The organism is Streptomyces sp. NPDC040718, assembly GCF_055593565.1.
In genome coordinates this window covers 455,776-472,545 of the sequence record NZ_JBVIXO010000002.1, presented here as the reverse complement: position 1 = coordinate 472,545, position 16,770 = coordinate 455,776, and the positions used below count along the sequence as shown (strand labels likewise).

Here is a 16,770-nt window from a genome sequence, read left to right as displayed (position 1 = left end):
ACATGACGAATTTCGTAGTCAAGACGCTCGCCAACGCGGCGGCCCTGGCCGTCGCCATCTGGCTGGTCTCCGGCATCACGCTCGACGACGGCAGCAGCACGGGCCGCCGCGCGCTGACCCTGGTCCTGGTCGCGCTGGTCTTCGGGCTGGTCAACCTCATCGTCAAGCCCGTGGTGAAGCTGCTCTCGTTCCCCCTGTTCATCCTCACCCTGGGCCTGTTCACCCTCGTGGTGAACGCCCTGATGCTGATGCTGACCTCCTGGCTGGCCGGGAAGCTCGACCTGAGCTTCCACGTGGACGGCTTCTGGACCGCCGTCCTCGGCGGCCTGATCATCTCCATCGTCTCCTGGGCCGTGAACCTGGCCCTGCCCGACAAGAACTGAGCGGGCCGCCCATGTACCGCGTGTGCTTCGTCTGCACCGGCAACATATGCCGCTCCCCCATGGCCGAGTCGGTCTTCCGCGCCCGCGTCGTCGAGGCCGGCCTCGACGGGCTGGTCGAGGTGGACAGCGCCGGCACCGGCGGCTGGCACGAGGGCGACGGCGCCGACCCGCGCACCGTCGCCGTGCTGGAGGCCGCCGGGTACGAGCAGGACCACCGGGCCCGGCAGTTCCGGGCCTCGTGGTTCGACCGCGTCGACCTCGTCATCGCCCTCGACGCCGGCCACCTGCGGGACCTGCGCGACCTCGCGCCCACGTCGGAGGCCGCCGCCAAGGTCCGGCTGCTGCGCTCGTACGACCCGGCGGCCGCGGTCGCGCGGGGCGGCGTAGCGGGTGCGGCGGACGTGCCCGATCCGTACTACGGCCCGTTCGACGGGTTCGAGGAGTGCCTGGCCCTGGTCGAGGCCGCGAGCACCGGACTGCTTGACGCCGTACGCACCGCCGTGAAGGAGCACGCCCCGTGAACGAGAACACCCCCGGCGGGACCGCCGCGACCCCGGCCCCGGCGGACCGGTACGGCGACGGCACGCGCGCGGTGCGCGCCGGGCTGCCCGCGCCCGTCAAGAACGAACCGCCGCTGCCCGGGCCGGTCTTCGCCGCGCACTTCCACCTCCCCGGCGAGGTTTCGGGGCCGTACGCCTACGGCCGCGACACGAACCCCACGTGGACCCTGCTGGAACGGGCCATCGGGGAACTGGAGGAGCCCGGCGGGGAGGGGGTGGAGACCGTCGTCTTCGCCTCCGGCATGGCGGCCGTATCCGCCGTCCTGCTCTCCCAGGCCCGCACCGGCGACACCGTCGTCCTGCCCTCCGACGGCTACCAGGCGCTGCCCCTGGTCCGGGAACAGCTCGAGGCGTACGGAGTCCGCGTGCGCACCGCGCCGACCGGCCAGGACGCGCAGCTCACCGCCCTCGACGGGGCCCGGCTGCTGTGGATCGAGACCCCGTCCAACCCGGGCCTGGACGTCTGTGACGTACGCCGCCTCGTGGCGGCCGCGCACACGGCGGGGGCCCTGGTCGCCGTCGACAACACCCTCGCCACCCCGCTCGGACAGCGGCCCCTGGACCTGGGCGCGGACTTCTCCGTCGCCAGCGGCACCAAGGGGCTCACCGGCCACGGTGACCTGCTGCTCGGCTACGTCGTCTGCCGCGACCCGGAGCTCGCCGCGGCCGTCCGCCGCTGGCGCAAGATCGTCGGGGCCATCCCGGGCCCCATGGAAGCCTGGCTGGCCCACCGCTCCCTGGCCACCCTCCAGCTGCGGACCGGACGCCAGTGGGGCAACGCTCTGGCGGTGGCCGAGGCGCTGGCCGACCGTCCGGAGGTCACCGGGGTGCGCTACCCCGGGCTCCCCTCGGACCCCTCCCACAAGACCGCCGCCCGGCAGATGCGCGGCTTCGGCTCGGTGGTCTCCTTCACCCTCCCGGACCGCGCGCACGCGGAACGCTTCCTGACCGCCCTGCACCTGGTCGAGGACGCCACCAGCTTCGGCGGAGTCCGCTCCACCGCGGAGCGGCGCGGCCGCTGGGGCGGCGACGACGTGCCGGAGGGCTTCATCCGCTTCTCCGCCGGGGCCGAGGACCCCGAGGACCTGGTCGCCGACGTGCTCCGGGCCCTCGATTCCGCGGCCGCCGGGGCCTGACCGGCCCAGGACGCATCAGGGCGGTCCGAGCCTCCCCCCTGGTGGCTCGGACCGCCCCTGGTTCCCCGAGAGAAGAACCACGCCGACAAGGCTAGTTGACTCAGCGTCAGAGTCCAATCACGGTAACGACAGGGGCCTATCGGCATATTTATAGTTGAAGGCCCCCACCGAGAGGGGCCGCCATGGACCTGGCCCTGCTGCGCACCTTCGTCGCCGTGCACCGGGCCGGCTCGTTCACCCGGGCCGCCGCGCACCTCGGGCTGTCCCAGCCCGCCGTCACCTCGCAGATCCGCACCCTGGAACGGCAGCTCGGCCGGCCCCTGTTCCACCGGCGCGCCCGGGGCGTCACCCCCACGGCCGTCGGCGACGAACTGGCCCACAAGGCCGCCCCGCACCTCGACGCGCTGCTACGGATCGCCGAGACCGAACGGGAGTCCGCCGGAGCCCTGCGGACCCTGCATCTCGCCGGGCCCCCGGAGTTCCTCTGCCTGCGCGTACTACCCGCCCTCGCACCCCTGGTCGGGCAGGGCCAGACCCTGCGGACCGCCCTCGCGCCCGGCGCCGAGGAGAACCTCGCCGGCCTGGCCGCCGGCCAGCACGACCTGGTTGTCACCACCGCCCGGCCGCGCGGCGGCCCCTTCACGACGACCGCCCTCTGCGACGAGGAGCAGGTGCTGGTCGCCGCTCCCTACTGGGCCGCACTGGCCGACCCCGCCGCACTGAGCGCCTCGGGCCCCGCGGCACTCGACGGGATCCCGGTCGTCGAGGTCCACGAGAGCCTGCCCCTGGTCACCCGCTACTGGGCCGCCGTCTTCGACTCCGTGCCCGACTCCGCCGCCACCGTCGTGGCACCCGACCTGCGGGCCGTGCTGGAGTGCGTCCGGGCCGGCTCGGGACTCGCCGTCCTGCCCCGCTACCTGTGCCAGGACGCCCTCGACCGCGGGGAGGTCGTCTCCCTTCTGGAGCCCGCCGTGCCCCCGCTGCGCACCTGGTTCCTCGTCGTCCGGGCGGGCAGCCTGGCGCTCGCGCACCTCGCCCGTGCCCACGACCGCCTGCTGCGCGCCGCCGTGCACTGGTGAACCCCTCGGGTTTCGGACGATGGCGCGTTTCAGAAAGGCGGGCGTGGGCCACGCTTCTTCCATGACCGAACGTCCCGTGGTCAAACGCACCGCCCGCGCGATCCTGCTCGACGGTGACGACCTGATCCTCATCAAGCGCACCAAGCCCGGCGTCGATCCGTACTGGCTCACCCCCGGCGGCGGTGTGGAAGCCTCGGACAGCACTGTCGTCGACGCCCTGCACCGGGAGATCCACGAAGAGCTCGGCGCCAAGATCACCGACGTGGTGCCCTGCTTCGTCGACACCGTCGAGCACATCGCCTCCGGGGGAGTGACCGGGGTGAAGGTGCAGCACTTCTTCGTCTGCCGGCTCGAATCCATGGACCCCGGCCAGCGGCACGGCCCCGAAGTCGACGAGCCCGAGGGCGAGTACGAGATCGTCCGCGTGCCCTTCAGCCGGGTGGGCATCGCCGCCGTCCACCTGGTTCCTCTCTCACTGCGCCACTACCTCGACGGCAACATCGAGGGGGTGCGCGCCATGCACGCCCCCGACCTGGGCTGACGACCCCGGGAGGGGCGGCGGGCCGGGCCGTGCTCAGCCGGCCACGCCCGCCAGCTCCTCCAGGGCGTCGTAGCGGATGCGCTCCCCGGGAATCCCGATCCGCTTGAGCGCGTCCACACCGCTGCGGACCATCGCCGGCGGTCCCGAGATGAAGGCGTCGTACGAGCTCCAGGGCCCGTGCTCACCGACCGCCTGCGGCAGCTGCCCGGCCAGCCCCTCGCCGATCACCGGGCGGACCGACAGCCACGGGTGGGAGCGCTGCAACCCGAGCAGGGTGTCCTTGTCGTAGAGGTCGTGATCGCTGCGCGCCCCGAAGAAGACCTCCACCGGGCGCCGCTCACCGTGCTCGGCGACGTCCTCGATCAGCGCCTTGATCGGGGCGATGCCGGTACCGCCGCCCAGGCACAGCATCCCGTTGTCGGTGCTGTGGTCCACCACCATCGAACCGGCCGGCGGTCCCAGCCGCAGTACGTCGCCCGGCCGGGCGTGCCGTACCAGGGCGTTGGAGACCCAGCCCGCCGGAACCGCCTTGACGTGGAAGGACAGCAGCCCGTCCGCACGCGGCGCCGAGGCGAAGGAGTAGTGCCGCCAGACCCTGGGCCACCAAGGGGTCTCCAGACTCGTGTACTGGCCGGCGAGGAAGGGGTACGGCTGGTCGGGGCGGACCGTCAGCACGGCGATGTCCGAGGTGCGCAGGTCGTGGGAGACCACCTCGGCGTGCCACCAGGCCGGCGCCCTGGCCTCGTCCTCCGCCGCCGCGTCGATCATCGTCTGCGAGATGGCGGTGTACGCGCGCACCCACGCCGCCTGGGTCTCGGGCCCCCAGGTGAGTTCCGCGTACCGGGCCAGCGCGCCGATCAGCGCCTCTCCGACGGCCGGGTAATGGGCGGACACCGTGCCGTACTTGCGGTGGCCCGCGCCGAGCCGGCGCAGGTACGGGGTCAGCACCGCCGGGTCGTCGATGTGCTCGGCGGCGGTCAGCAGGGCCTTCAGCAGCCGGCCGCGCTGGACGTCCATGGCCGCCGGGAACATCTCCCGGACCTCGGGGTGCCCCGTGAAGACCAGGGCGTAGAAGTACGAGGTCACCTTGTCCGCGACGGGGGCGATCTCAGCGAGGGTCCGGCGGATGAGCACGGCGTCCGGGGAGGGCTCGATCGAACCGCCCCCGGAGGGTATCCGGCCCGTCGGTCTGGCCGATCTGGTGGGCGGAGCGTCCATGCGGTGCCTCGCTTCGAGCATCTCGGTCGGGTCTCACACGCCACGGCCTCGAATCCGTGGTTCCGGGTTTCACAGCGTGCCAGCCGACCGAGAGCGCGGCGGAGGAATGGAGGAAACGGGGTTTCGAACCCCCTTTTCCCCTTAAGATGCCTCGACTCCCGGGCGCGCCGCACCCAGGAGCTGGTATGCCTCCCGGAGGTCCCGGCCCTGGTAGACGTGCGTGGCCCGCGCCGCCAGGTGGGGGCGTGCGTTCACCGCGACCGAGCGCGGCACCGCCTCGAAGAGCACCGCGTCGGTCATGGAGTCCCCGTACGCGACGCAGTCGGCCCGGCCCACTCCGAACCGCGCGCACAGCGAGTCCGCGACCTCCACCTTGCGCTCCGGCGTCAGGATCCCGGTCACATCGACGGGCCCGGTGAAGGGCACCGCCGGGAACACGGAGCCGTGAGCGGCGTGCACCCCCCACTCCAGCAGCAGCTCCACGAAGAAGGAGGGGGACAGCGAGATCACCGCGCAGTAGTCCCCGCGCTCCCGGATCTCCGTCCAGACGTCCTGGATGCCCGCCAGCCAAGGCGACCCGTCGAAGGCCGCCCGGACGTGGGCGGGCGTCAGGTCCGCCCACAGCTCACGGGCCGCGACCGAGAACTCGTGCGGGCCGATCTCCCGTGCGCTGAAGGCCCGCTCCAGCTCCGCGATCTCGATGTCCACACCGAGTTGCCGGGAGATCTCCACGGGCGCGGCCGAGCCGTACATCAGGGTGCCGTCGAGGTCGAACAGGTGCAACGAAGTCATAGCTTCCGAGGCTATCCGCTCGGTCGAACGCGGTGGATGTTTCACGTGAAACATCCACTGCCCGGATCCGCCCGGATCCCTCAATTCCCTGGACTCTCCATGAGCCGATGATCCACTCTGGGGCCGTGACACCACCACCGCTCACCGACCTGCCGATCCGCGCACTGACCACGGAAGACCTCCGTCACTGCGCCGACCTGTCCGAGGACCGCGGCTGGCCGCGCGAGGACCACAAGTGGGGGCTGCTCCTCACCGCCGGCGACGGCTACGGCATCGACGCACCCGACGGCCGGGGACTCGCCGCCGCCTGCGTCGTCACCCGGTACGGAGACATCGGAGCGAAGCCCGACCTCGCCGCCATCGGGATGGTCCTCGTCGCCGACCGGTACGCCCGCCAGGGCCTGGGCCGGCGCCTCATGAAGCACGTGTGCGACGACGCGCTCGCCGGAGTCCCGCTCACCCTGCACGCCACCCCGAACGGCCGACCGCTCTACGAGGAGCTCGGCTTCGACACCACGGGCCGCGCGGAGATGCTCCGGGGCACCTTCCGCCCCGAGCCGGACGCCCCCGCCGCCGGCACCGCCGGTGTCCACGTCCGGTCGGCCTCCGCCGAGGACCTCCAGGGGATCGTCCGGCTGGACAACGAGGTGTTCGGCACCGACCGGACCCACCTCATCACCCGGCTACCGGCCTTCACCGACAGGCTGCTCGTCGCCGAGGACCGCTCCGGCGCCCTCATCGGCTACGCCGCGATCTGGCCCAACATGGACACCCATGTCGTCGGCCCCCTGATCGCCCGCGACACCACCACCGCGAAGGCCCTGGTGTCCGCGCTGGCCGCCGGCACCGGACGGGACCTGCGGACCGACGTCGACGTGCGGCACGAGGAACTCCTCGCGTGGCTCAAGGAACGCGGACTGGAGTCCGTGGCCTTCAACGCCGTCATGACCCGGGACGTCCCGGACCTGCCCGGCGACTGGTCCCGCCGCTGGGCGCCGCTCACCGTCGCCGCCGGCTGAAACGAGGAGACCCCATGACCGGAGCCCCCGACCTCACCATCCGCCCGGCCACCGAGGCCGATCTGCCCGACATCGTCGCCATGCTCGCCGACGATCCGCTCGGCGCCACACGCGAGTCCCCGGACGACCTGACCCCGTACGCCACGGCACTGAAGCGGCTGACCGACGATCCCCACCAGCACGTCGTCGTCGCGGTCCGCGGCGAGCGCGTAGTGGGCACCCTCCAGCTCACGATCGTTCCCGGCCTGTCCCGCAGGGGCGCCACCCGTTCCATCATCGAAGGCGTCCGGGTCCACGCCGACGAGCGCGGCGGCGGCCTCGGGACCCGGTTCATCGAATGGGCCGTCGAGTGGTCCCGGCAGGAGGGCTGCGGAATGGTCCAGCTCACCTCGGACGCGACCCGCACCGACGCCCACCGGTTCTACGAGCGGCTCGGTTTCACCGCCTCCCACGTGGGGTTCAAGCTGCAGCTCTGAGCGGTCCCGGCACGGGCCGGGCCGCTGTCGGCGGCCCGGCCTACGATCGGGAGGATGAGCACCGGCCTCCCCGTCATCACCACCGCCGAGCGTCGCCACCGGCTGGGCCGGCGGCACCGCCTGGCCCCCTCGGCCCGTGCCGCCACGACGAGCCAGGCCGCGGACGCCGTGGTCGCCCTGCACGCCACGGACGCCGCGACCGTCTTCCTCTCCGTCCGCGCCCGCCTGGCCGATGGCGGACCCGCCGCGGTCGAGCGGGCCCTGTACGAGGACGTCAGCGTCGTCCGCATGCTCAGCATGCGCAACACCCTCTTCGCGGTCTCCGCGGAACTCGCCCCGTACGTGGACGCGTCCACCGCCCGGGGCATCGCCGTGAAGGAGCGCCGGACCCTCCTGAAGCACCTCGCGGAGGACGGCCGGGGACTCGACGCCGACTGGCTGGAGCAGGCCGAGGCCGCCGCCCTCGACGCGCTCGACGCCCTGGGCGCGGCGACGGGCAGCCAGCTCTCCTCCGCGGTACCGGCCCTGCGGCAGAAGATCACCATCGGCCGGGGCAAGAAGTACGAGACCGAGACCGGTGTCGCCACCCGCGTCATCCGCCTCCTGGCCGCCGACGGCCGCATCCGGCGGGACCGGCCGCGCGGGACGTGGACGTCCAGCCAGTTCCGATGGGTGCACACGCAGCCCTGGTCCGCCGTGCCCGCCGCCGAGGCCCGTGCCGAACTCGCCCGCCGCTGGCTCCACGCCTACGGCCCGGCCACCGAGGCCGACCTCAAGTGGTGGACCGGCTGGAGCCTCACCGACGTACGCAAGGCCCTGGCCGCCGTGGGCCCCGAGCAGGTCCGCCTCGACGAGGGCGGAACGGCTCTCGTCTGCCGCGGTGACACCGGGCCCGAGCCGGCCCCGGAACCCTGGGCCGCGCTGCTGCCCGGCCTCGACCCCAGCGCCAGGGGCTGGGCGGACCGGGGCTTCCACCTCGACCCGGCCCACCGTCCCGCGCTGTTCGACTACGCGGGCAACATCGGGCCGACCGTGTGGTGGAACGGCGAGATCGTCGGCGGCTGGGCCCAGCGGTCTGACGGGGAGATCGTCTGGCGACTGCTGGGCCGCCCCGGCCGGGCCGCCGAAGAGGCGGTCGCCGCCGAGGCCGGACGGCTCGCCGGCTGGCTGGGCGATACCCGCGTCACGCCCCGGTTCCGCACCCCTCTGGAGCGCGAACTCGTCGCCTGAGCCGGGCACACGGCCCGCCGGGCATCAGCCGATGCCGCGCCAGCCCTGCGGGTCCGTCCCGCCGGGCACCGGGGCCGCCGGGTCGTACGGCTCGCGGGTGAAGACGAACGACGCGAGGTCGAGGTGGCTCACGGAGCCGTCCTCACGCCTGACCGCCCGCAGCGTCTCTCCCGCGTAGTAGCCCGTCAGACCGGTCCAGGTGCCGTCCGGTTCAGGGCGGAAACGGGCCGACCGGCCGGTGGCGCCGACGGGGCTCAGCTCCAGCGATCCGTCCCAGGACAGCCGCAGCAGCTGCGCCGAAGTGCCCCAGTACCAGGGGCCGCACAGCTCCAGCGGCACCTGGTCGTCCTCCTTGAACGGGCGCCACGGCTCGGGGATGCGCGGCTCCGCCTCGGCGACGATCGCGACGAGATCGGCGGCCACCGCCGAGGCCGGCAGGCCCGAGGTGCAGTTCGCCATCACGACCGCCGCCACGTCGTCCGCCTCGCTGAACCAGAGGCCCGCGACGAACCCCGGCAGCGAACCGCCGTGGCCCACGAGCCGGCGTCCGCCGTGGTCAGCCAGCTGGAGTCCGAGCCCGTACCCGAGGTCGGCGGAGCCGGGCTCCGGGGGCGCCACCGACGTACGCATCTCCCGGGCGCTCTCGGCGCTCAGCACCCGGTCGTCGCCCAGCATCAGCAGCCGTGCGAACCGGGCCAGGTCGTCGGTGGTGGACCACAGTTGACCGGCCGCCGCCATCAGCCCGAGGTCCTCGGACGGCTCCGGCACCATCACGTCCGCCCACGGGTGCACGGCCCAGCCGCCCGCGTGGGGAGCCCGCGGCAGTCCGCTCGTACGGCTGAGCCCCAGCGGCTCCAGCACCTCGGCGCGCAGCACCTCCTCCCACGGCTTGCCCCGGAGCGCCTCCACGAGCGAACCCAGCAGGGTGTAACCGGGGTTGGAGTAGTGGAACCGGGTCCCCGGCACGTGCTTGAACGGCTCCTCGCCGAGCACGTCGGCGAGCTCCGGCCGCAGCGCCGCAGAAGAGCGCTCCCACCACTCGCCCGGCGTCTCCGCCGCGAGACCCGAGGTGTGGGCCAGCAGCTGGGCGATGGTCACCTCGTCCGCACCGCTCCCCGCCAGGTGCTTGCCCAGCGGGTCGGACAGGTCCAGCAGGCCCTCGTCCCGCAGCCGCATCACCAGGACGGCGGTGAAGGTCTTGGTGATCGAGCCGATCCGGTACTGGACGTTCCCGTCCGGCCCGTGGCCCTCCACGGAGGTCCTGGAGCCCTCCCAGACCACCTCCCCGCCGCGTACGACGGCCGCCACCAGCGAAGGGGACCGCCCCTCGCGCTGGGCGACGGCGACCCGGTGCCGCAGGGCACGCCGGGTGGCGGGGAGCAGTTCCAGGTCTTCAGAGAGCGCGTCCATGATCGGATGCTACGTGTTGGCCATGTCCACGAACCGCGAATAGTGGCCCTGGAAGGCCACGGTGATGGTGGCCGTCGGACCGTTTCGGTGCTTGGCGACGATCAGGTCCGCCTCGCCCGCTCGGGGCGACTCCTTCTCGTACGCGTCCTCTCGGTGCAGCAGGATCACCATGTCGGCGTCCTGCTCGATCGAGCCGGATTCACGCAGGTCGGAGACCATCGGCTTCTTGTCGGTGCGCTGTTCGGGGCCACGGTTCAGCTGGGAGAGCGCGATCACCGGCACCTCGAGCTCCTTGGCCAGCAGCTTGAGGTTTCGGGACATGTCCGAGACCTCCTGCTGGCGGCTCTCGGGCCGGCGCGAGCCGCCCGACTGCATCAGCTGGAGGTAGTCGATGACGACGAGCGAGAGGTCGTTGCGCTGCTTGAGCCGGCGGCACTTGGCCCGGATCTCCATCATCGACAGGTTGGGGGAGTCGTCGATGTACAGCGGGGCGGCCGAGACGTCCGGCATCCGGCGGGCGAGCCGGGTCCAGTCGTCGTCGGTCATGGTGCCCGAGCGCATGTGGTGCAGCGCCACCCGGGCCTCCGCGGAGAGCAGGCGCATGGCGATCTCGTTGCGGCCCATTTCGAGGGAGAAGATGACGCTCGGCAGGTTGCTCTTGATGGAGCAGGCGCGGGCGAAGTCCAGCGCGAGCGTCGACTTGCCCATGGCGGGGCGGGCCGCGATGACGATCATCTGGCCCGGGTGCAGGCCGTTGGTCAGGGAGTCGAGGTCGGTGAAGCCGGTCGGCACGCCGGACATCTGGCCGGAGCGCGACCCGATCGCCTCGATCTCGTCGAGCGCCCCCTCCATGATGTCGCCCAGCGGCAGGTAGTCCTCGGAGGTCCGCTGCTCGGTGACGGCGTAGATCTCGGCCTGGGCGCTGTTGACGATCTCGTCGACGTCGCCGTCGGCCGCGTAGCCCATCTGTGTGATCTTCGTACCGGCCGCGACGAGGCGGCGCAGCACGGCCCGCTCGTGGACGATCTCCGCGTAGTACTCGGCGTTCGCCGCGGTCGGCACGGACTGCACCAGGGTGTGCAGGTACGAGGCGCCGCCGACCTTGCCGATCTCGCCGCGGCGGGTCAGCTCGGCGCCGACCGTGATGGGGTCGGCGGGCTCGCCCTTCGCGTACAGGTCGAGGATGGCCTGGTAGATCGTCTCGTGCGAGGGCCGGTAGAAGTCGTGGCCCTTGAGGACCTCGACCACGTCGGCGATCGCGTCCTTGGACAGCAGCATGCCGCCGAGCACCGACTGCTCGGCGTCCAGGTCCTGCGGCGGGACGCGCTCGAAGCCGCCCCCTCCGCCGTCCCAGGAGCCGCCCTCGCGGCCCCGGTCCTGCTGGTCGTCCCCGCGGCCGCGGCCTTCACCGCCGCGGCGCGAGCGGGCGGGCAGACGGTCACTGGGACCGCTGTCGGCCCAGGGGTCGTCCATGGGCTCGGGCATGCTCACCGGGCCACCTCCTCCCGTCCGCAACGCGGACCTCGCCGTGCCAATCTTTCTACGACACGGCTCTGACATTTGGGACACCCGGACCGGCTCTGGGCGCGTCGGGCAACGCCCAACGGTAGGGCCGCGAGCGACGTCAGCCAATCTTGTTATCCACAGGCTGTGTGGATGAGATGTGGACGACGGAGCCAATGCTGTGGGTAAGTCGGCCGAAGCTGTGCACAGAGCGGGGGACGACGCTGTGGACAAAATCACCCACCCCCTCCGAGCACCGCCGCTGACCTGCGATTTCCTCTTCCATCGGCGGCGGGGCAGAAAATTCTTGGCCACTGTCTCAAGATCGCCGCCAGCGAGCCGGAAAGAACGCCCAAGTCAGGGGCTTGGTAAGGATCCAAAGACCCTTGTATCCATTACCTGTGGAAGATTAGATTGGGCACATGACACAGGCCACCACCACCGCGAAGTCGACCGCGAGACAGCACGACCGCGAGATCCTCGCGCTGGCAGTGCCGGCCTTCGGCGCCCTCGTGGCCGAGCCGCTCTTCGTGATGGCCGACAGCGCCATCGTGGGCCACCTCGGCACCCCCCAGCTGGCCGGCCTCGGCATCGCGGCGGCGCTCCTCACCACCGCCGTGAGCGTCTTCGTCTTCCTCGCCTACGCCACCACCGCGGCCGTGGCCCGGCGCGTCGGTGCCGGCGACCTCCAGTCCGCCATCCGGCAGGGCATGGACGGCATCTGGCTCGCCCTCCTGCTCGGCACCGCGGTCCTCGTCGCCGTCCTGCTCACCGCGCCCGGCCTGGTCTCCCTCTTCGGAGCCTCGGAGACGGCCGCCCCGTACGCAGAAACGTATCTGCGGATTTCCGCCCTCGGCATCCCCGCCATGCTCATCGTCCTGGCGGCCACCGGCGTCATACGCGGCCTCCAGGACACCCGCACGCCGCTCTACGTGGCCATCGGCGGCTTCGCCCTCAACGGCATCCTCAACGTCGCCCTGGTCTACGGCGCCGGCCTCGGTATCGCGGGATCCGCCTGGGGCACGGTCATCGCCCAGTGCGCCATGGCCGGCGCGTACCTGTTCGTGGTCGTCCGCGGTGCCCGGCGCCACGGTGCCTCCCTGCGGCCCGACGCGGCCGGCATCCGCGCCTGTGCCCAGGCCGGTGTCCCGCTGCTGGTCCGCACCTTGTCCCTGCGGGCCATCCTGATGATCGCGACCGCCGTCGCGGCCCGGCTGGGGGACGCCGACATCGCGGCCCACCAGATCCTGCTGTCCCTCTGGAGCCTGCTCGCCTTCGCCCTGGACGCGATCGCCATCGCCGGCCAGGCCATCATTGGCCGCTACCTGGGCGCCGGCGACACCGAGGGGGCCAAGACCGTCTGCCGGCGGATGCTGATGTGGGGTGTGGTCTCGGGCGTCGTCCTGGGCCTGCTGGTAGTCCTTGCCCGTCCCGTGTTCATCCCGCTGTTCACCAGCGACCCCGTGGTCGAGGACGCCCTGCTGCCCGCCCTGCTGGTCGTAGCGCTGAGCCAGCCGGTCTGCGGGGTCGTCTTCGTCCTGGACGGAGTGCTGATGGGGGCCGGCGACGGGCGCTACCTGGCGTGGGCGATGCTGCTGACCCTGGCCGTCTTCGCCCCGGCGGCGCTCCTGCTCCCCGCTCTGGGCGGTGGCCTGACGGCGCTCTGGTGGGCCATGACGCTGATGATGCTGGTCCGGATGGCCACGCTCCAGCTCCGCGCCCGCTCCGGCCGCTGGCTGGTCGCGGGAGCCACCCGGTGACCGGGGATGTTTCACGTGAAACATCCCCCCTGAAACATCCCGGGCCCCGGAGCGGAAGGGGTTGGGAACGACGAAGGGCCGCACCCCGGAGGGTGCGGCCCTTCATGCGCTGCCCTTAGGCGGCGACGACCTCGATGCCCACGTTCGCGACGACCTCGGCGTGCAGACGCACGGAGACCTGGTACGAACCGAGGGTCTTGATCGGGGAGCCCAGCTCCACGCGACGCTTGTCGACCTTCGGGCCACCGGAAGCCTCGACCGCGGAAGCGATGTCGGCCGGGGTGACGGAACCGAAGAGACGACCGGCGTCACCCGCGCGGGTGGCCAGACGGACCTTCACGCCCTCGAGCTTGGCCTTGACCTCGTTGGCCTGCTCGATGGTCGCGATCTCGTGGATCTTGCGGGCGCGGCGGATCTGCGCCACGTCCTTCTCGCCACCCTTGGTCCAGCGGATCGCGAAACCACGCGGGACCAGGTAGTTGCGAGCGTAACCGTCCTTGACGTCGACGACATCGCCGGCGGTGCCGAGGCCAGAGACCTCGTGGGTCAGGATGATCTTCATTAGTCGGTCACCCTTTCCTTATCGCGCGGTGGACGTGTAGGGCAGCAGCGCCATCTCACGGCTGTTCTTCACGGCCGTGGCGACGTCACGCTGGTGCTGCGTGCAGTTGCCGGTAACGCGGCGGGCACGGATCTTGCCGCGGTCGGAAATGAACTTCCGCAGCATGTTCGTGTCCTTGTAGTCCACGTACGCGGTCTTGTCCTTGCAGAACGCGCAGACCTTCTTCTTAGGCTTGCGCACAGGCGGCTTCGCCATTGTGTCTCTCCTGTGTGATCAAGAAGTTTGGATGGAGCTGCCCTAGAAGGGCGGCTCGTCCGAGTAGCCACCGCCGGAGCCGCCGGAGCCGCCGGAGCTTCCGCCCCAGCCGCCCCCGCCGCCGCCCTGCTGGCCGCCGGCCGGCGCGCTGGACGCCCACGGGTCGTCGGAGGGAGCTCCGCCGCCCTGGGGCCCGTTGCTGGGGGCTCCGCCCCAGCCGCCGCCACCGCCCTGCTGCTGCTGACCGCCGCCGCCGTATCCACCCTGGCCACCGCGACCCGTGGTCTTGGCGACCTTGGCCGTGGCGTTCTTCAGGCTGGGGCCGACTTCCTCGACGTCCAGCTCGTAGACCGTGCGCTTGACACCCTCACGGTCCTCGTAGGACCGCTGCCTCAGCCGGCCCTGCACGATGACGCGCATGCCCCGCTGAAGGGACTCGGCGACGTTCTCGGCCGCCTGCCGCCACACCGAGCAGGTCAGGAACAGGCTCTCGCCGTCCTTCCACTCGTTGGTCTGACGGTCGAAGGTGCGGGGGGTGGACGCGACACGGAACTTCGCGACCGCCGCACCCGAGGGGGTGAAGCGCAGCTCGGGGTCGTCGACGAGATTGCCGACGACCGTGATGACGGTCTCGCCTGCCATGGATGAACCTCTCGGCGGGGATTGCTGCTGGGCTGCTGTGCTACTCGGTCCCGATTACCGCTGAACCGAAGTTCAGTGGGTCTCGGGGCGAAGGACCTTGGTCCGGAGAACCGACTCGTTCAGGTTCATCTGGCGGTCGAGCTCCTTGACGACCGCAGGCTCGGCCTGCAGGTCGAGGACCGAGTAGATGCCCTCGGGCTTCTTCTTGATCTCGTAAGCGAGACGACGACGGCCCCAGGTGTCGACCTTCTCGACCTTTCCGTTGCCCTCACGGACGACGGAAAGGAAGTTCTCGATCAGGGGGGCGACAGCGCGCTCCTCCAGATCGGGGTCGAGGATGACCATCACTTCGTAGTGACGCATGTGGAACCCACCTCCTTTGGACTCAGCGGCCACGGTCGTTCCGTGGCAGGAGGGTCGTGATGCGTGCGCACGGCGTCCGAAAGCAGACACCGCGCAGCTGTACAGACTACCTGCTCGCGTCCTTCCGGTTGAAATCCGACAGGAGAGGGCCACAATCTGTATCCATCGGGTGTGCCGGTGCTATGCCTCCGCCCCAGGCCGGAGGCGGCCCCGCACACCGCTCTGCGTCAGCCAGGAGGTGCCTTCCGATGGCACAGGCAATGCATCGCCAGTCCTCGCCCCGCCCGCCGATCTCCCTCTTCTCCACCGACGGCAAGCCCCATCCGGTCCAGGACACCCTGATGGTGGCCACCCTGGTGCTCGGCGCCGTGGCGTTCGTCACTGCGTTCTTCCACCATCTGCACCTGCTCAGTTCCTGGGCCGGGCTGATCGGGATCGGGACCGGGCTGTACGGACAGTTCATCTCCGCCACCACCCGCGAGCGCTTCGCGCTGATCATCGGCCTTGGCGCGTCTGCCTTCGGCTTCATGCTCGGAATGGCGCACGGCGGCCTCTTCGGCGGCTGGCTGGGCTGACCGGGGGACCTCCGCGACGTGGCGCCGGCCTCCCTCCGGCCCAGGCTCCGGCCTGTCCCCCAGATGGGTGGCGCCACCGTCGCAGTAGGCTTCGCGCCATAGCAGCGAAGCCGCCGGAGGAGACACCCCGCATGAGCCTGTCCCTGAGCACCATCAGCCGAGAGCAGCATCTGGCGTACCTCCAGAGCCTGCCGTCGGCTAGCCACTGCCAGGTCCCGGCATGGGCCGACGTCAAGAACGAGTGGCGTTCGGAGAACCTCGGCTGGTTCAACCAGAACGGCGAACTCGTCGGCGTCGCGCTCGTGTTGTACCGCCAGCTGCCCAAGGTGAAGCGGTACCTCGCTTACCTCCCCGAGGGCCCGGTCATCAACTGGTACGCCCCGAACCTGGACGAGTGGCTCCAGCCGATGCTGGCCCACCTCAAGCAGCAGGGCGCCTTCACCGTGAAGATGGGTCCGCCCGTCGTCATCCGCCGCTGGAACTCGGCCGCCATCAAGGCCGGCATCCAGGACCCCGAGGTCAAGCGCCTGCGTGACGTCGAGGCCTCGCACATCGAGCCCCGCGCCTTCGAGGTGTCCGACAAGCTGCGCCGCATGGGCTGGCAGCAGGGCGAGGACGGCGGCGCCGGCTTCGGCGACGTCCAGCCCCGCTACGTGTTCCAGGTCCCGCTGGCCAACCGCTCCCTGGACGACGTCCTCAAGGGCTTCAACCAGCTGTGGCGCCGCAACATCAAGAAGGCCGAGAAGGCCGGCGTCGAGGTCGTCCAGGGCGGCTACGAGGACCTGCCGACCTGGCAGTACCTCTACGAGATCACGGCCGAGCGCGACAAGTTCCGCCCTCGCCCGCTCAGCTACTTCCAGCGCCAGTGGACGGCCCTCAACTCCGAGGACCCCAACCGCATGCGGCTGTACATCGCCAAGCACGAGGGTGAGCCGCTGGCCGCCGCCACGATGATCACCGTCGGCCAGCACGTCTGGTACTCGTACGGCGCCTCCGCGAACCACAAGCGCGAGGTCCGCCCCTCGAACGCGATGCAGTGGCGCATGCTGCGCGATTCGTACGCGCTGGGTGCCAGTGTCTACGACCTGCGCGGCATCTCTGACACGCTGGACGAGAACGACCACCTGTTCGGCCTGATCCAGTTCAAGGTCGGTACGGGCGGCGAAGCCGTCGAGTACGTCGGCGAGTGGGACTTCCCGCTCAACAAGGTGCTGCACAAGGCGCTCGACATCTACATGTCGCGCCGCTGACCCAGCTGTTTTTCGA

The 16,770-nt window shown here is 71.3% G+C and carries 19 protein-coding genes; 11 read left to right on the top strand and 8 right to left on the bottom strand.

From position 1 onward, the window contains the following. The first annotated feature begins 2 nt into the window (after positions 1-2). The 5 genes from ACZ597_RS07615 (at position 3) to ACZ597_RS07595 (ending at position 3,699) form a co-directional block, all read left to right on the top strand. Complete coding sequence (locus ACZ597_RS07615; protein ID WP_471326266.1) at positions 3-383, top strand: phage holin family protein; 381 nt, start codon at positions 3-5, stop codon at positions 381-383. 11 nt (positions 384-394) lie between these two features. After that, entirely contained in the window at positions 395-904 is a 510-nt protein-coding gene (locus ACZ597_RS07610) for a low molecular weight protein-tyrosine-phosphatase (RefSeq protein WP_471326263.1), read from the top strand. Next, complete coding sequence (locus tag ACZ597_RS07605; RefSeq protein WP_471326260.1) at positions 901-2,079, top strand: cystathionine gamma-lyase; 1,179 nt, start codon at positions 901-903, stop codon at positions 2,077-2,079. The genes ACZ597_RS07610 and ACZ597_RS07605 overlap by 4 nt, the downstream gene beginning before the upstream one ends. A 182-nt stretch (positions 2,080-2,261) precedes the next feature. Next, the gene (locus tag ACZ597_RS07600; RefSeq protein WP_471326257.1) at positions 2,262-3,158 is read left to right on the top strand and encodes a LysR family transcriptional regulator; all 897 of its coding nucleotides are present in this window, start codon (positions 2,262-2,264) and stop codon (positions 3,156-3,158) included. Positions 3,159-3,219: 61 nt separating this feature from the next. Next, a complete protein-coding gene (locus ACZ597_RS07595; RefSeq protein ID WP_471326254.1) occupies positions 3,220-3,699 on the top strand; it encodes an NUDIX domain-containing protein in 480 nt (159 codons plus the stop codon). Positions 3,700-3,732: 33 nt separating this feature from the next. On the opposite strand, the gene ACZ597_RS07590 is transcribed toward ACZ597_RS07595, so the two are convergent. Beyond that, the gene (locus ACZ597_RS07590; protein WP_471326251.1) at positions 3,733-4,917 is read right to left on the bottom strand and encodes a globin domain-containing protein; all 1,185 of its coding nucleotides are present in this window, start codon (positions 4,915-4,917) and stop codon (positions 3,733-3,735) included. Positions 4,918-5,058: 141 nt separating this feature from the next. Then, complete coding sequence (locus ACZ597_RS07585; protein ID WP_471326248.1) at positions 5,059-5,709, bottom strand: HAD family hydrolase; 651 nt, start codon at positions 5,707-5,709, stop codon at positions 5,059-5,061. A gap of 125 nt (positions 5,710-5,834) precedes the next feature. Here ACZ597_RS07585 and ACZ597_RS07580 point away from each other — a divergent pair, with 125 nt between their 5' ends. From ACZ597_RS07580 to ACZ597_RS07570, 3 genes are read left to right on the top strand one after another with little or no spacing between them, the layout of a single operon-like run. Further along, positions 5,835-6,728 carry a GNAT family N-acetyltransferase gene (locus ACZ597_RS07580; RefSeq protein WP_471326244.1) on the top strand — a complete coding sequence of 298 codons (894 nt, stop codon included), beginning with the start codon at positions 5,835-5,837 and terminating at the stop codon, positions 6,726-6,728. A 14-nt stretch (positions 6,729-6,742) separates the two neighbouring features. After that, positions 6,743-7,204 (top strand): GNAT family N-acetyltransferase, encoded by a 462-nt coding sequence (locus ACZ597_RS07575; protein ID WP_471326234.1) that lies wholly within the window; start codon positions 6,743-6,745, stop codon positions 7,202-7,204. A gap of 54 nt (positions 7,205-7,258) precedes the next feature. Next, positions 7,259-8,434 (top strand): winged helix DNA-binding domain-containing protein, encoded by a 1,176-nt coding sequence (locus ACZ597_RS07570; RefSeq protein ID WP_471326231.1) that lies wholly within the window; start codon positions 7,259-7,261, stop codon positions 8,432-8,434. Positions 8,435-8,458: 24 nt separating this feature from the next. On the opposite strand, the gene ACZ597_RS07565 is transcribed toward ACZ597_RS07570, so the two are convergent. Both ACZ597_RS07565 and dnaB read right to left on the bottom strand, forming a co-directional pair. Beyond that, positions 8,459-9,844, bottom strand: coding sequence for a serine hydrolase domain-containing protein (locus ACZ597_RS07565; protein ID WP_471326228.1), 1,386 nt, complete (start codon positions 9,842-9,844; stop codon positions 8,459-8,461). A 9-nt stretch (positions 9,845-9,853) separates the two neighbouring features. Beyond that, positions 9,854-11,317, bottom strand: coding sequence for a replicative DNA helicase (gene dnaB / locus ACZ597_RS07560; protein WP_362456874.1), 1,464 nt, complete (start codon positions 11,315-11,317; stop codon positions 9,854-9,856). 452 nt (positions 11,318-11,769) lie between these two features. Here dnaB and ACZ597_RS07555 point away from each other — a divergent pair, with 452 nt between their 5' ends. Next, positions 11,770-13,107, top strand: coding sequence for an MATE family efflux transporter (locus tag ACZ597_RS07555; RefSeq protein WP_471326226.1), 1,338 nt, complete (start codon positions 11,770-11,772; stop codon positions 13,105-13,107). Between the two features lie 115 nt (positions 13,108-13,222). On the opposite strand, the gene rplI is transcribed toward ACZ597_RS07555, so the two are convergent. The 4 genes from rplI to rpsF all read right to left on the bottom strand — a co-directional run bounded on the left by rplI (position 13,223) and on the right by rpsF (position 14,929). Continuing rightward, complete coding sequence (gene rplI / locus ACZ597_RS07550; protein WP_125594108.1) at positions 13,223-13,669, bottom strand: 50S ribosomal protein L9; 447 nt, start codon at positions 13,667-13,669, stop codon at positions 13,223-13,225. 18 nt (positions 13,670-13,687) lie between these two features. Then, entirely contained in the window at positions 13,688-13,924 is a 237-nt protein-coding gene (rpsR, locus tag ACZ597_RS07545) for a 30S ribosomal protein S18 (RefSeq protein WP_005315025.1), read from the bottom strand. Positions 13,925-13,966: 42 nt separating this feature from the next. Next, entirely contained in the window at positions 13,967-14,566 is a 600-nt protein-coding gene (locus ACZ597_RS07540; protein WP_471326223.1) for a single-stranded DNA-binding protein, read from the bottom strand. 72 nt (positions 14,567-14,638) lie between these two features. Next, positions 14,639-14,929, bottom strand: coding sequence for a 30S ribosomal protein S6 (gene rpsF, locus ACZ597_RS07535; RefSeq protein ID WP_007265254.1), 291 nt, complete (start codon positions 14,927-14,929; stop codon positions 14,639-14,641). Positions 14,930-15,177: 248 nt separating this feature from the next. On the opposite strand from rpsF, the gene ACZ597_RS07530 reads away from it, so the two are divergent. Beyond that, positions 15,178-15,504: a hypothetical protein gene (locus ACZ597_RS07530; RefSeq protein ID WP_471326221.1), complete on the top strand. Its 327-nt coding sequence runs from the start codon at positions 15,178-15,180 to the stop codon at positions 15,502-15,504. 131 nt (positions 15,505-15,635) lie between these two features. Continuing rightward, the gene (locus ACZ597_RS07525) at positions 15,636-16,754 is read left to right on the top strand and encodes a lipid II:glycine glycyltransferase FemX (RefSeq protein WP_471326218.1); all 1,119 of its coding nucleotides are present in this window, start codon (positions 15,636-15,638) and stop codon (positions 16,752-16,754) included. The last annotated feature ends 16 nt before the right edge of the window (positions 16,755-16,770 follow it).

Coding starts and splice junctions, on each gene's coding strand:
- ACZ597_RS07615 (WP_471326266.1), top strand. CDS start 3: ATGACGAATTTCGTAGTCAAGACGCTCGCCAACGCGGCGGCCCTGGCC.
- ACZ597_RS07610 (WP_471326263.1), top strand. CDS start 395: ATGTACCGCGTGTGCTTCGTCTGCACCGGCAACATATGCCGCTCCCCC.
- ACZ597_RS07600 (WP_471326257.1), top strand. CDS start 2,262: ATGGACCTGGCCCTGCTGCGCACCTTCGTCGCCGTGCACCGGGCCGGC.
- ACZ597_RS07595 (WP_471326254.1), top strand. CDS start 3,220: ATGACCGAACGTCCCGTGGTCAAACGCACCGCCCGCGCGATCCTGCTC.
- ACZ597_RS07590 (WP_471326251.1), bottom strand. CDS start 4,917: ATGGACGCTCCGCCCACCAGATCGGCCAGACCGACGGGCCGGATACCC.
- ACZ597_RS07585 (WP_471326248.1), bottom strand. CDS start 5,709: ATGACTTCGTTGCACCTGTTCGACCTCGACGGCACCCTGATGTACGGC.
- ACZ597_RS07575 (WP_471326234.1), top strand. CDS start 6,743: ATGACCGGAGCCCCCGACCTCACCATCCGCCCGGCCACCGAGGCCGAT.
- ACZ597_RS07570 (WP_471326231.1), top strand. CDS start 7,259: ATGAGCACCGGCCTCCCCGTCATCACCACCGCCGAGCGTCGCCACCGG.
- ACZ597_RS07565 (WP_471326228.1), bottom strand. CDS start 9,844: ATGGACGCGCTCTCTGAAGACCTGGAACTGCTCCCCGCCACCCGGCGT.
- dnaB (WP_362456874.1), bottom strand. CDS start 11,317: ATGGACGACCCCTGGGCCGACAGCGGTCCCAGTGACCGTCTGCCCGCC.
- ACZ597_RS07555 (WP_471326226.1), top strand. CDS start 11,770: ATGACACAGGCCACCACCACCGCGAAGTCGACCGCGAGACAGCACGAC.
- rplI (WP_125594108.1), bottom strand. CDS start 13,669: ATGAAGATCATCCTGACCCACGAGGTCTCTGGCCTCGGCACCGCCGGC.
- rpsR (WP_005315025.1), bottom strand. CDS start 13,924: ATGGCGAAGCCGCCTGTGCGCAAGCCTAAGAAGAAGGTCTGCGCGTTC.
- ACZ597_RS07540 (WP_471326223.1), bottom strand. CDS start 14,566: ATGGCAGGCGAGACCGTCATCACGGTCGTCGGCAATCTCGTCGACGAC.
- rpsF (WP_007265254.1), bottom strand. CDS start 14,929: ATGCGTCACTACGAAGTGATGGTCATCCTCGACCCCGATCTGGAGGAG.
- ACZ597_RS07530 (WP_471326221.1), top strand. CDS start 15,178: ATGGCACAGGCAATGCATCGCCAGTCCTCGCCCCGCCCGCCGATCTCC.
- ACZ597_RS07525 (WP_471326218.1), top strand. CDS start 15,636: ATGAGCCTGTCCCTGAGCACCATCAGCCGAGAGCAGCATCTGGCGTAC.